Below are 13,019 nucleotides of genomic sequence, written 5' to 3'. Positions count from 1 at the left end.
TGCCAGATTCTGGTGTCGGTATGTCGTCGGAATTTTGACTTTTTTGCGTTGTAGTTTGTTTCACAGCTGCTACGGTTTGAGGAGATTCCCATGACCGGAGTGGCCGAAACATGCGCGGATGGATCAAGCTTTTGCTGTTGCTGGTCTATCTGGCCAGCTTTCATGCCTATTACCGCGAGCGCATAGAAGCCCTGGGTATTGGCCTGCCACTGGTGCTGTACCTGGGGGTGTTCGCTGTATTGGCTCTGGCCCTGCTGCTGGCCGCGTTCAGCCGCCCCGGCTGGCTGCGCTGGTCGCTGGCGCTGGCGTTCACGGTCAGCGCGATCTTCCTCGACGCTTATAACCGCATCACCGACTCCTACCTGACCTATAGTGCATTCGTGTCCATGGTCTATGCCGGCGGTTTCGTCCAGGAGGCCCTGCAGCAATATCACTACGCGATTACCCTGGCCGCGGCACGGGCGCTGTTGCTGCTGTTTGGTCTTGGCTTGCGCCCGGGGCCGACCCTTCGGCTACCGTGGCTGTTGCCACCCGTGGCGCCGGTGCTGGGCCTGCTGGTGCTGATCGCCATCCTGTTCGTGCGCGCCGGCGAGGGCGCCCGCGGGCTGCCGGTGATGTACACGCCACTGGCCTATCTCAGCCTGTTCGGCTACGAGACCCTGCACGACCATGTCGGGCCGCGCCAGCCAGTGACCCTGGCCCAGGCGGGGCCGGCGATGGCGCGGGATATCGTGCTGCTGATCGACGAGAGCATCTCGGGCAACTACCTGGACCTGAACACCCCGGCCGGGGTCACCAGCCACCTGGGCCAGGCCCAGTCCGGCGTGTCCATCGTCAACTTCGGCTATGCCGCGTCCATCGCCAACTGCAGTGCCGACACCAACGTCACCCTGCGCTATGGCGGCACCCGCACCGATTACCTGCGCATCAACTCGACCCAGCCGTCGATCTGGCAGTACGCCAAACGCGCGGGCCTGGGAACGGTGTATATCGATGGCCAGCGCACCGGCGGTAACCTGCAGAACCTGATGACCGAGACCGAAAAGCGTGATATCGACCAGTTCATCCAGTTCGACGACACCCCCGTGGTGCAGCGCGACATGGCGGCGCTGGAGCGGCTGGTGGCGTTGCTCAAGGACGGCAGGCCGCAGCTGATCGTGGTGAACAAGGTCGGCGCCCACTTCCCGGTGCATGACAAGTATCCGGATGACTTCCTCAAGTACCAGCCCGCCTTGCCTCGGGGGCGTTACGTCGATATCGCCGACACCGGCACCCGCGATGGATTCGATGGCCGTCCGCAGGACTGGGTGTTGTATCGCAACGCCTACCAGAACACCGTGCTGTGGAATGTCGGCGAATTCTTTCGCCGGCTGTTCGCCGAGGGTGATCTCAGCCAGGCCGTGGTGCTCTACACCTCCGACCATGGCCAGGACCTGCATGAGCGCGGCAATCCTGGCCTGAACACCCATTGCGACAGCGATCCTGTGCCGGAAGAGGGCCTGGTGCCATTGGTGGTGATCCAGGGCGAGGGCCTGCGCACGCTGGACTGGCAGGCCCATCTGCAGGCCAACCGCAACGCTTCCAGCCATTACAACCTGTTCCCCACGCTGCTCAAGCTGATGGGTTATGACGGCACGGCCGTGAGCGCGCGCTACGGCCGTTCGCTGGACATGCCGACCGACGACCCGTTCACCTTCAACGTGCGTTTCAATGCGCGGCTGGGGGCCAAGCCGGATTTCCGTCACATCGACCTGGGGCAGGTGGTCACGCCCGCCAGTGTCCTGGCGGGGCAACCGATGCCGGTAGGCAAGGCGGACTGAGGTCAGAAATCGATGCTGGCAGACAGCTGTACCGTACGCGGCGCACCCAGCCCCAGGCTGGTGAGCAACGGCATACCCCAGTAGGCCTTGTTGGTCACGTTCTCCACTGTGCCGCGCAAGGTCACCGGGTGGTCGGCCACCTGCAGCCGGTAGCGGGCACCGACGTCATATATCGTGTAGCCAGGAATCGACTGGCTGTTGTCGTCGCTGATGTACTGCTTCGACACGGCGGTGGCGTTGGCGGTCAGGGTCAGGCCATCGAGCAGTGGGGTGTCCCACTCCACGCCCAGCTTGCCTTGCAATTTCGGCTGGCCGGTGGCGGTCTTGCCTTCCTCGGCGGGGTTCTCGGCCTTGGTCACCTTGGGGTCGAGGCGCGCCACGCCGCCCATCAGGCGCACATCGGTCAGCGGGGTGCCGAAGAAGCTCCACTCGAGCCCGCGGTTACGCTGTTCACCACCGAAGGAGAACACCTTGGTCACCGGATCGGTGAAGCTGCTGGGGCGTTCGATCTGGTACAGGCTCAGGGTGTGGGCGAAGTCGCCAAGGTCGAGCTTGATGCCGACTTCCTTCTGCTTGGACTTGTAGGGGGCGAACACTTGGCCGGCGTTGGGCGCGGTAATCGGGGCGATGGCACCCTTGCTCAGGCCTTCGATGTAGTTGGCGTACAGCGACACTTCGTCGGTGACCTTGACCAGCACCGCTGCCGCTGGCGTCGTGGCGCTTTCGTTGTAGCGCGTGGTGTGCGCACCGGTGCTGACGTTGAAGCTGTCGGTCAGCACCTGCTGGCGACGCACGCCCAAGGTGAGTTGCAGGCGCTCGTCGAGGAACGACAGGGTGTCGGCCAGGCCGTAGCTGCTCAGGCGCGACTCGGTGTGGGCGATGGCCGGGTAGCTCCTGGCGGCCTCCGGTCCCCAGACCGGGTGGTAGATGTTGTTGATCCACTCGGCCCCCGGGACGTTGCGTCGGCCATAATCGTGCTGCTTGTCCGAGTAGTGCGTGGCGTTGAGCGACCATTGGTGACCGACACCGAACGTGTCGAAATGGCCGCGCAGGCCGGCCTCGCCCGAGGTCTTCTTGAGGTCGATCTTCAACTGGCCCATGTTCGTCTCCATGTCTCCAGCGGTGTTGAACACCTCGGCAAGCATGGTGCCACTGTAGGCATAGTCGGTCTTGCTGGTGCCGGCCGCGGCATAGGCCATGAGGTTGTCGTTGAGGTCGTACTCGCCGCGCACGATCACGCCCTTGTCGCGGGTCTGGACGAAGCCCCAGTCCGGGTTGAGCAAGGTCTCGGATTTCGGCGGCCTGGGCACGGGCACGCCCGCGGCCAGGCCGATGCCGCGGTTCTGGCCCCTGACCCGGTCCTCGCTTTCGTACAGGTCGGCGGACAGGCGCGCCCGCTCGCCGCGCCAGTCGAGGCCCAGGGCGTTGAGCTCGGCCTTCATGCGCTGATGGTCGGTCGCGGTGTCGCCGTCACGATAGACACTGTTGAAGCGCACGCCGAACTGCTGCTGCTCGCCGAAGCGGCGGCCGACGTCGAGGTGCCCGCCGAACTGCGCGTCGGACATGTAGGTGGTGGTGATCCGGGTCAGCGGTTCGGCGCCGGCGCGCTTGGGCACCAGGTTGATGCTGCCGGCCACCGAGCCGCCCGGCGGCATGCCGTTGAGCAGGGCGGACGGGCCTTTGAGCACCTCGATGCGCTCGTACATCTCCGGCGAGATCCGGTAGTAGGGCGCCATGCCGTACAGGCCGCCGATGCTCACATCGTTGATGTTGGAGTTGAATCCGCGGATCGAGTAGTTCTCGCTGTAGGTGCCCTTCAGGCCGTTGCTGAAGACTGCGGGGTCGGTCGCGGCGATCACGTCGGTGACGGTCTGGGCCTGGGTGTCCTGGATGTACTGGTCGGTGTAGCTGATGGTGCTGAACGGCGTCTCCATGAAGTCCTTGTTGCCCAGCAGGCCGACCCGGCCACCCGAGGCCACCTGGCCGCCGGCGTAGGCGGGGGGCAGTGCGCTCGGGGCGTCGAGGTCGCCTTCGACCCGGGTCTCGGTCAGCTCGAGGCTGCCGCTGGCCTGGCCTTGGCGGTTTTTTTCCACTTCCTCGGCCCGTTCCACGGTCTGCGCCGCGGTCACGCTCATGGAGACACCGCCCAGGCCGAGCAACAAGGCCATGTGCACGGCGGCGAAGGTGCGATTGAGGTCGAAGTGGGGCACAGCCGGCTGCTGCGCCGGGCTGACACGCTGTTGCGACATGCTGGATTCCTTTCGATTCGCAAGTGAGTGAAGGCATTCACTAGGCTTTCCGACCCAGTACGGTAAAACCTCAATGCAAATCATTAACATCCAGCAGTGCAGCTGATGATCAGCCCGGCAGGGTCAACTGGCGATGAGGATATCCTCGAAGAACGCCCCGACCGGTTCGCTGGGATGGCACAGCTGGATTTCCAGCACCCAGACCATCTCCCCCGGCACGATCTGCAGGTCGGCCAGCTTCTCCTGCCCGTACAGGACATGGGGGAAGTCGGCGATGCGATGCCCGGCCAGGTTGCGCTCCAGACACCAGCCCTTGGCCTGGGCACTGCGCTCGGCGACGTTGTACAGCTCGCGCCCGGTCAGTCCGCGGCGCCAGGCCAGGCGCGTCTCGTTGAACACGGCGTGCAGCGCTTCGACGCAGGCCCGGTGCAGGGGATGGTCGCCGAACACGAAGGTATCGCCATAATCGCCCTCGTAGCCGTCCCATACCGGGCCGAGATCGACCACGGCGATATCGCTGGCGCGCAGCCTGCGCTGCGGGTCGATGCCCTGGCGCGGCGTGCGCACGGTGTCGTCGCCGAAGCGGATGTAGGTCGGGTGCCAGGTGTGCGAGGCGCCCATGCCCCGCAAGGTGCGCTCGGCCATGGCCAAGGCCTGGGCGGTGGTCATGCCGACCTCCAGCTGGCTGGCGATGGCGGCCAGGGCCCGTACCGTCTGTTCGCGGGCGGCGAGCATGCCGTCCAGCGAGTAGCGCGGGCCGACTTTCTCCAGTTGCGGGTCCAGTGCGGTCGGCGGCAGCGCTGCGCCGCTGGGCACGAAGGCCTCGGCGATGAAGCGATGGGCCTGCACGCCTGCGCCAAGGCATTGCTCGCGGACCTGCTGGATCATCGTGGCGTTGCCACAGGCGTAGACCTGGGTATCGGCCCAGCGATGCGCCTGGGCCAGCGCCACCTGCTGCACGCGGGCCTGGGTGGCCAGGACCGGATGCCAGCGAAACCGAGGGTGCGCCTGGCTGCACTGGTCGAGGAACGCACGGTCGTAGAAATCGGCCGGCGAGGCGCCGCCCCAATACAGCGTGACCTCGGCATCGCGTGCCAGGGCCATCAGCAGCAGAGGCTTGATGCCGGCATAGCCGGTTCCGGTGGCGAACAGTACAACGGGGCGTTCATCTTCATGTTGCCAGGTGCAGGCCCCCACCGGGCCTTCGAGGTTCAGCACGTCGCCTATGCCGAGTGATGGCAGCAGGTGCTCGGAAAACAGGCCGCCAGCGACCTTGCGGATATGAAACAGCATCCGTCCCTGATCCTGCGCCGGCAGGTTGGCGATGGAGAAGCAGCGGCTGTCGCCGTTATCGAGGCGGAACCTGAGGTACTGGCCGGCACGTACCTCGACGGGCTGTTCGGGTTGCAGCACCAGTTCGGTGATATCGACGCTCAGGGAGCGCTTGTCCAGTACCCGCGCGCTGAAGGCCAGCGTCGGCGTGTCCAGTGACCAGCCAGGAATCGCCAGGCGCATGTCGCCGCAAGCGTGGCTCTGGCACAACAGCAGTTCGTCGGCGGCCAGGGGATAGGAGGGCGCGGGCGTATCCGCGTCGCGCTGCCTGTCGCGATACTGGCCGGCGACGACCTTGACCTTGCACGAGCCGCAGGCGCCTCGACGGCACGAGAAGGGCACGGCAAGGCCACTGGCGAGCATGGCGTCGAGCAGCAGCTCGTCGCCGGCCTCGAAGGTTCTGCCCGAGGGCGACAATTCAATGACATGGTGGTTGGGCATGGCGACCTCGCGGCAGTGGGAGCGGTAATTGTTGCGGTAGACTTGGACCAGGAAAACCTCCAGTTTTGGATAATTCACATGGTCCAGTTACGCAAATGGCGGCCGTTGCTCAACCTGGACGGGGGCGAGCCGCAGGCCTCCTATCGAAAGATCGTCGAAGGACTGGTCAGCGCGATCAGCGATGGCCGCCTGCTTCCCGGAACCCCCTTGCCGGGTACCCGGGACATGGCGCAACTGCTCGACGTCAATCGCAAGACGGTGATCCTTGCCTACGAGGAAGCGGCGACCAAGGGCTGGCTGTACAGCGTGCCGCGCCGGGGAACCTTCGTCAGCCAGCAGCTCGCCGCGCAGGCGACGCCGGCGCGCCAGGTGGCGCAGCCATTCGCTCCGAAATTGCGCGATGCGCCTGCCACTGCGTATTTCGCGGCGAGCGAGCAGGCAACGGCGTGGCACCATCGCCCCGGGGCACTGTTCTTCGACAATGGCGCCTGTGACCATCGCCTGTTGCCCCAGGCGGTCCTGCACCGTTACTACCGCAAGGCCCTGCGTCACAGCTTCGCCACCAATACCGTGCGCCATGGCAGCGACGGCAGCGGCCATCACCTGCGCCGGGTGCTGGCGGACATGCTGCGCCAGGAGCGCGGGCTGAACGTGGGGGCCGAGCACATCTGCCTCACCCAGGGCACGCAGATGTCGCTGTACCTGGCCGCCAGCGTGTTGCTCAGGCCCGGTGATGTGGTGCTGGTGGAGCGGCTGAGCTATCCGCCGGCCTGGGAGATCTTTCGCCAGCTGGGTGCCCGGCTGGAGACCGTGGACCTGGACGAGGAGGGTTGTCGCGTCGAGCAGATCGAAGCGCTGTGTCGGCTGCATCCGGTGCGCTTTCTGTATGTCACGCCCCACCACCAGTTTCCCACCACCGTCAGTTTGCGCGCCGGTCGCCGGCGGCAGTTGCTGGAACTGGCGCGGCGCCATGATTTCTGCGTGATCGAGGAGGACTACGACCACGAGTACCACTTTGCCGGGCGGCCCTACCTGCCGCTGGCCAGTGATCCCCTGCAGCGCCATGTGATCTATGTCGGCTCGTTGTCCAAGTCGCTGGGCAGCACCTTCCGTTGCAGCTTCATCGTCGCGCCGCCGGCGGTGGTCGAGACGCTGAGCCGCACCGCGGCGCTGAGCCTGGGGCAGGGTGATGCGGTGATGCAGCGGATGCTCGCCGACCTGATCGAGGCTGGTGAGCTCAGGAAGCATCTGCGGCGGGTATCCAGGGAATACCGGCAGCGCCGGGATATGTTGCTGGCTTGCCTGCGGGAGGCCTTTGGCGAGCGTATCGCAGTGCAGGTGCCGGAGGGCGGGTTGGCGCTGTGGGTGAGGTTCGCCCCGTCGATCGACGTGGGTCGGCTGGCGGTCGAGGCGCTGCGACTGGACCTGGTGGTGCGTGCCGGCCGGCAGTTTTCACCCGCCGGCCAACCCGAGAATGCCCTGCGCCTGGGGTTCGCCTCGCTGGATCCGGACGAGATCCGCCAGGCCGTGCAGCGTCTGGCCCAGGCTGCGAAGGCGGTGGCCGGCTGAGGCCAGCTACTGCAGCGCGCCCTGTTCCTGAGCCGGTGCGCCGAACGAGACGTAGTAGGCCAAGCCGACGAAGATCGCCCCACCCACGGCATTGCCCAGGAACACCGCCGCCAGGTTTTCCAGCAACTGCCCCCAGCTCAGGTAGCCGGCAAAGATCGCCGCCGGGATCAGGAACATGTTGGCCACCACGTGCTGGAAGCCGATGGCGACGAAGGCCATGATCGGGAACCAGATGCCGAGGATCTTGCCGCTCATCTCACGGCTGGCGTACGACAGCCACACCGCCAGGCACACCAGCCAGTTGCAGCCGATGCCGGAGACGAAGGCATGCAGGAAATCGGCACTGACCTTGCTGGTGGCGCCCGCCAGGGTCTTGCCCAGGTACGGCCCCTCGGTCAGTCCGAGCAGATGGCCGAAGCAGTAGGCGACGAACAGCGCGCCCAGCAGGTTGGCCAGGGTCACCAGGGCCCAGTTGCGCGCCACCGCCCACAGGCGGATACGTCCGGCGAACATCGCCAGGGGCAGGCTCATCATGTTGCCGGTAAGCAGTTCGCCCCCGGCCAGGATCACCAGGATCAGGCCGATGGGAAACACCGCGGCGCCCAGCAAGGTGCCGAACGAGGCCCATGGTGCGGGGATCATGGTGCTGACGTGGATCGCCAACAGGAAACCCAGGGAGATGAACGCCCCGGCCAGGAAACCGAGGATCAGGGTGGCGCGGGTGGGTAGATGGGCTTTACGGGTGCCGGCTTCTATGACCAGCTCGGTGATCCGGGAGGGGGTATTCACAGACATTTCAACAACTCGAACGCAAGGACGACGGCTCAGGCCGTGGATCGGGGTTTGGCAGCAGCGGGGAAGGCTTCGAAGCGGGCGGCACGTTAGCTGAGGCAATTTGACGCGGTCAAATCGATAGGCTGGATGAGGTGATAGATATCATCTATGAAGGGCGGGTGTTCAAGCGGGCTGTACTATATCAAAGCGACCGTAATGGACGACCTGCAACCGACGCGCTTGAAAAGGCGGCGCGGGACGTGCAGTATTCAGCAAATTACATGGTACATGCCATGGTATGTAATGGTGGAGTGAGCAATGGCCCGCATAGGCATCGACAAGGCAGCTGTTCAGCAAGCGCGGCAGGCGCTGATGGCCCGGGGTGAGAATCCGAGTATCGATGCGATACGTATCGAATTGGGCAACACCGGGTCGAAGACCACCATCCACCGCTACCTGAAGGAACTCGATCGCCAGCCTGTGTCGCTGCTGGGCAACAGTACGGCGCTGAGCGAACCGCTGGGGCGGATGGTCGAGCGACTGGCCGCGCAATTGCAGGAGGAAGGGCAGGCACGCATCGATGCCGCCGAGGCTGCCGCACAGGCCCATTGCGCGGCGATGCAGGCTGAGCTGCAACGGGTCCAGCGCGAACTGGCCGGCGCGCTGCGCCAGGTCGAGACCTTGAGTGGTGCGCTGCACGTCGAGTCCGAACGCCTGGCCGCCAGCCAGGCCAACCTGCAGGCCGAACAATTGCGCAGTGCCGGTCTGAGCCAGTCCCAGGGCGAACTGCAGGCGCGCCTGGCCGACAAGGACGAGCAACTGCGCGCCAGCCTCGAACAGCGCCAGCAGGAGCAACGCCGGAGCGAGACCCAGGTGCGCCAGTTGCAGGGCCAGTTGCAGACCCTGCAGCAGGGCGCCATCGCCCGCCAGGATGAGCTGACCCGCCTGCACCGCGACAATGAGCGCCTGCTGGCCGAGCAGCGCCAGGCGACGGCACAGAGCAGGTTGCTGGACGAGCAATTGCAGCAGCGTGACGCCCAGGTGCAAGGGTTGCGGGCGATACTGGCCCAGGCCCAGGGCGCCAATGACGAGATGCGTCGTCAGTTGGCGGCACGAATCCAAGGCGCGATCGACGGTCCCCTGTAGGAGCGGCCTTGTGCCGCGAAAGGGCTGCGTAGCGGCCCCAGGATTTCAGCGTCGATGCAAAGATCGCCGGGGCCGCTTTGCGGCCCTTTCGCGGCACAAGGCCGCTCCTACAGGGACGTGTGCAGGCCTGAGGCAGGAAATGCGCCGTTCGTTCAAGCGTCACGTTCAGGCACCAGGCAACACTCGCGGCTCCATCCATGACCGGAGCCTTCCATGCGCATCCTCTATGCCCCATGCTTCTTCCTCGGTTTCATCGGCACAGCCGTCTACCTGATCAACCTCGGCGCCGACATTCTCTGGCTGCTGCCCCTGCTCGGCGTGGCCATCCTGCTGTCGTTCACCTGCGAAGCGCTGTATCCGTACAAGCCTGCCTGGAGCGAGGCTGACGGGGAGGGCGGGCGCGATGGCTTGCACGCGCTGGTCAACGAAACCCTGAATGTCGCCAGCATCGCCACGATTCCACTGTTCGCCGGCTGGCTGCCGGCCAGCGGGCTGTGGCCCAGCCACTGGCCGGTGCTGTGGCAATTGCTGCTTGCCATACCCCTGGCCGACCTGGGCATCACCCTGGTGCACTACGCCAGCCACCGCAGCGCGCTGCTCTGGCGCCTGCACGCGGTGCATCACAGCGTGACCCGGCTGTACGGCTTCAACGGCCTGATGAAGCACCCGCTGCACCAACTGGCCGAGGCCCTCGGCGGTGTGCTGCCGTTGCTGTTGCTGGGCTTGCCGCAGGATATCGCGGCGCTGCTGGCCTTCAGCATCTCGGTGCAGTTGCTGCTGCAGCACAGCAATGTCGACATGCGCATCGGCGGCCTGCGCCATCTGTTCGCCTGGGCGCCCGTGCACCGGCTGCACCATCTGAAGTACGGCACGCTGGGTGACGTCAATTTCGCCCTGTTCTTCCCGCTGTGGGATCGCCTGCTGGGGACCGCGCTGCATCTGCCTGGTTATGGGCTGGCCGATGACGACATGGGCATTGGTGATCGCCCGGACTACCCGCAAGCATACCTGGCACAGCTGCGTGAGCCGTTTCGCCCGGCAGCCACGGCGCAGCCGCCGGCACCACTGCCACGCGGCCTGCGCCAGGCCCTAGACCAGCGAATCTGAGCGCAGGTGGCGCAGGGCCTCGCTGGCGCGGATACCGAACTGCTGACGCAGGCTGCGTGAAAGGTGCGCCGAGTCGGCAAAGCCCGCGGCCATGGCTGCTTCGGTCAGGGAGGCGCCGGTCAGGGCTTGGCGCAGGGCTTGGCGCAGACGCTGCCACAGCACCAGGCGTCGTACCGACAGGCCGAGGCTGTCGCTGAACAAGCGTTCCAGCTGGCTGATCGACAGCGCGGCCTCCTGCGCCAGCGCCGTGGCAGGCAGACGCTGGTCGTCCAGCGCACGGATCCGCGCCAGTGCCCGGTTCAGGCGAGGGTCCAGCGAACGGCGCGGTGTCAGACGCAGTGCTTGGGCCAGACCGGGGATGCTACGGGGTGCCTGTTGGCAGACGTCGAGCAAGGTCTCCAGGGAAAACGCCAGAGGTTCGGCGAACAGAGTGATGCAAGGCGGCTGATGAGCGAGGATGGCGTGGGGCTGCAGCGACCCGATGGCCAGCAACCTGCCGCTGCGCTGCTCGCCCGCGATCTCAACGCACACCTTGCCCTCGAGGGGCAGCAGCACCTGATGGGCATAGTGGGCGTGTGCACTGGTACGGCCCGGCGTGCCGAACAGCAGGCAATGGTCATCGGCCAGCCAGAGTCGACCTCGCCAAGCGCCGTCCTGTCGTTCGTTCATCCCTGCTTCCTATCCAAATTGGCCCATAAACACTCATGCGAGTGGATATCGTTCAAAGGCCGATTATGCTTGAGGTGACTTGCCGCGATCCGAGGCCGATGCCTCGTCGTGCTTCGCGCAGCCTGCAATGCCCTTGGGCCTGGGTGCGTGCTTTGGGATCTGCTGGAGCACTCCGGTCTACCACAACCAGACGGAGGCGACCCATGGCGGTCCTAGACAGCGCATCCACGGGCAGTAGCGCGCCCCAACGTGGCATCACCCGGGAGGAGCGCAAAGTCATCTTCGCCTCGTCCTTGGGCACCGTGTTCGAATGGTACGACTTCTACCTCTACGGATCACTGGCGGCGATCATCGCCAAGCACTTCTTCGCCGGGGTCAACGAGACCACCTCGTTCATCTTCGCCTTGCTCGCCTTCGCCGCCGGCTTTGCCGTGCGGCCATTCGGCGCCATCGTGTTCGGGCGCCTGGGCGACATGATCGGGCGCAAGTACACCTTCCTCATCACCATCGTGATCATGGGTATATCCACGGCGGTGGTGGGGCTGCTGCCCAGCTACGCGACCATCGGCGTGGCCGCGCCGGTGATCCTCATCAGCCTGCGCCTGCTGCAGGGGCTGGCGCTGGGCGGCGAGTACGGCGGCGCCGCCACCTATGTGGCGGAACATGCGCCCAAGGGCAAGCGCGGCTTCTTCACCGCATGGATCCAGACCACCGCCACCCTTGGCCTGTTCCTCTCGCTGCTGGTGATCCTGGCCTGTCGTACCACCATGGGTACCGAGGCGTTCGAGGCCTGGGGCTGGCGCATACCATTCCTGCTGTCGATCCTGTTGCTGGCGATCTCGGTGTACATCCGCCTGCAGCTCAACGAGTCGCCGGTATTCATGAAGATGAAGGCCGAAGGCAAGGCGTCGAAGGCGCCGCTGACCGAGTCGTTCGCCCGCTGGGACAACCTCAAGGTGGTGATCATGGCGCTGCTCGGCGGCACCGCCGGGCAGGCGGTGGTGTGGTACACCGGGCAGTTCTATGCGTTGTTCTTCCTGCTGCAGACGCTGAAGATCGACCCGCAGACCGCCAACCTGCTGATTGCCGGTTCGCTGCTGATCGGCACGCCGTTCTTCATCGTCTTCGGCAGCCTGTCCGACCGCATCGGGCGCAAGAAGATCATCATGGCCGGCTGCATCATCGCCGCGCTGACCTACTTCCCGATCTTCAAGGCACTGACCGAGTACGGCAACCCGGACGTGTTCGTCGCCCAGGAGCAGAACCCGGTGGTAGTGGTGGCCGACCCCGGGCAGTGCGCGTTCCAGTTCGATCCGGTGGGCAAGGCCCGGTTCACCAGCTCCTGCGACATCGCCAAGAGCCTGCTGGCCAAACGGGCAATCCCCTACGAGAACGAGAAAGCCGAGCTTGGCAGCGTGGCGCAGATCCGCATCGGTGAGCGGGTGATCCCGAGCTTCGAGGGCAGCAGCCTGGCTGCGGCGGACCTGAAGACCCAGGGCGATGCCTTCACCGCCACCTTGACGGCGGCTCTCAAGGAAGCCGGCTACCCCGAGAAGGCCGACCCGGCGAAGATCCACTACCCGATGGTGTTGCTGCTGCTGAGCATCCTGGTGATCTACGTGACCATGGTCTACGGCCCGATCGCTGCCTGGCTGGTGGAGCTGTTCCCGGCGCGGATCCGCTATACCTCCATGTCGCTGCCATACCACATCGGCAACGGCTGGTTCGGCGGCTTCCTGCCGACGGTGGCCTTCGCCATGGTCGCGGCGACCGGGGACATCTACTACGGGCTGTGGTACCCGATCGTGATCGCGGTGATGACCGCGGTGCTGGGGATCTTCTTCCTGCCGGAAACCAAGGATCGCGACATCAACCACACCTGACCGCCCGCAAGCCCGCTCCACACGCTCGT

The 13,019-nt window shown here is 65.5% G+C and carries 9 protein-coding genes; 5 read left to right on the top strand and 4 right to left on the bottom strand.

The genetic code is table 11. From position 1 onward, the window contains the following. Positions 1-110: 110 nt before the first annotated feature. A complete protein-coding gene (locus NMG10_RS18805; protein WP_254464880.1) occupies positions 111-1,820 on the top strand; it encodes a sulfatase-like hydrolase/transferase in 1,710 nt (569 codons plus the stop codon). Positions 1,821-1,822: 2 nt separating this feature from the next. Here the strand turns inward: NMG10_RS18805 and NMG10_RS18800 are convergent, their stop codons facing one another. Further along, entirely contained in the window at positions 1,823-4,069 is a 2,247-nt protein-coding gene (locus tag NMG10_RS18800) for a TonB-dependent siderophore receptor (RefSeq protein WP_254464878.1), read from the bottom strand. A gap of 123 nt (positions 4,070-4,192) precedes the next feature. Next, positions 4,193-5,920, bottom strand: a complete 1,728-nt coding sequence (locus NMG10_RS18795; RefSeq protein WP_254464877.1) for an NAD(P)H dependent flavin oxidoreductase family protein — start codon at positions 5,918-5,920, stop codon at positions 4,193-4,195. On the opposite strand from NMG10_RS18795, the gene NMG10_RS18790 reads away from it, so the two are divergent. Next, complete coding sequence (locus tag NMG10_RS18790) at positions 5,921-7,411, top strand: PLP-dependent aminotransferase family protein (protein WP_254464875.1); 1,491 nt, start codon at positions 5,921-5,923, stop codon at positions 7,409-7,411. It abuts the gene before it with no gap. Between the two features lie 6 nt (positions 7,412-7,417). Here the strand turns inward: NMG10_RS18790 and NMG10_RS18785 are convergent, their stop codons facing one another. Continuing rightward, on the bottom strand, positions 7,418-8,206 hold the full coding sequence (locus tag NMG10_RS18785) for a formate/nitrite transporter family protein (RefSeq protein WP_254464874.1): 789 nt from the start codon (positions 8,204-8,206) through the stop codon (positions 7,418-7,420). A 297-nt stretch (positions 8,207-8,503) separates the two neighbouring features. On the opposite strand from NMG10_RS18785, the gene NMG10_RS18780 reads away from it, so the two are divergent. Then, positions 8,504-9,331, top strand: a complete 828-nt coding sequence (locus tag NMG10_RS18780) for a DNA-binding protein (protein WP_203646335.1) — start codon at positions 8,504-8,506, stop codon at positions 9,329-9,331. A gap of 213 nt (positions 9,332-9,544) precedes the next feature. Next, on the top strand, positions 9,545-10,438 hold the full coding sequence (locus tag NMG10_RS18775) for a sterol desaturase family protein (RefSeq protein ID WP_254464873.1): 894 nt from the start codon (positions 9,545-9,547) through the stop codon (positions 10,436-10,438). Here NMG10_RS18775 and NMG10_RS18770 read toward each other — a convergent pair. Then, entirely contained in the window at positions 10,421-11,107 is a 687-nt protein-coding gene (locus NMG10_RS18770; protein ID WP_203646339.1) for an AraC family transcriptional regulator, read from the bottom strand. The two genes, NMG10_RS18775 and NMG10_RS18770, sit on opposite strands and share 18 nt — an antisense overlap. Before the next feature lie 203 nt (positions 11,108-11,310). Here NMG10_RS18770 and NMG10_RS18765 point away from each other — a divergent pair, with 203 nt between their 5' ends. Next, complete coding sequence (locus NMG10_RS18765; RefSeq protein ID WP_254464872.1) at positions 11,311-12,990, top strand: MFS transporter; 1,680 nt, start codon at positions 11,311-11,313, stop codon at positions 12,988-12,990. Positions 12,991-13,019: the final 29 nt, after the last annotated feature.

The sequence above is a fragment of the Pseudomonas sp. DVZ6 genome (assembly GCF_024259445.1).
Taxonomy (GTDB): Bacteria; Pseudomonadota; Gammaproteobacteria; order Pseudomonadales; family Pseudomonadaceae; genus Aquipseudomonas; species Aquipseudomonas peradeniyensis.
This window is presented reverse-complemented; position numbering and strand designations above follow the sequence as displayed.

What these genes read in the sequence shown, in the direction of transcription:
- NMG10_RS18805 (WP_254464880.1), top strand. Translation starts at nt 111, where the DNA reads ATGCGCGGATGGATCAAGCTTTTGCTGTTGCTGGTCTATCTGGCCAGC.
- NMG10_RS18800 (WP_254464878.1), bottom strand. Translation starts at nt 4,069, where the DNA reads ATGTCGCAACAGCGTGTCAGCCCGGCGCAGCAGCCGGCTGTGCCCCAC.
- NMG10_RS18790 (WP_254464875.1), top strand. Translation starts at nt 5,921, where the DNA reads ATGGTCCAGTTACGCAAATGGCGGCCGTTGCTCAACCTGGACGGGGGC.
- NMG10_RS18785 (WP_254464874.1), bottom strand. Translation starts at nt 8,206, where the DNA reads ATGTCTGTGAATACCCCCTCCCGGATCACCGAGCTGGTCATAGAAGCC.
- NMG10_RS18780 (WP_203646335.1), top strand. Translation starts at nt 8,504, where the DNA reads ATGGCCCGCATAGGCATCGACAAGGCAGCTGTTCAGCAAGCGCGGCAG.
- NMG10_RS18775 (WP_254464873.1), top strand. Translation starts at nt 9,545, where the DNA reads ATGCGCATCCTCTATGCCCCATGCTTCTTCCTCGGTTTCATCGGCACA.
- NMG10_RS18770 (WP_203646339.1), bottom strand. Translation starts at nt 11,107, where the DNA reads ATGAACGAACGACAGGACGGCGCTTGGCGAGGTCGACTCTGGCTGGCC.
- NMG10_RS18765 (WP_254464872.1), top strand. Translation starts at nt 11,311, where the DNA reads ATGGCGGTCCTAGACAGCGCATCCACGGGCAGTAGCGCGCCCCAACGT.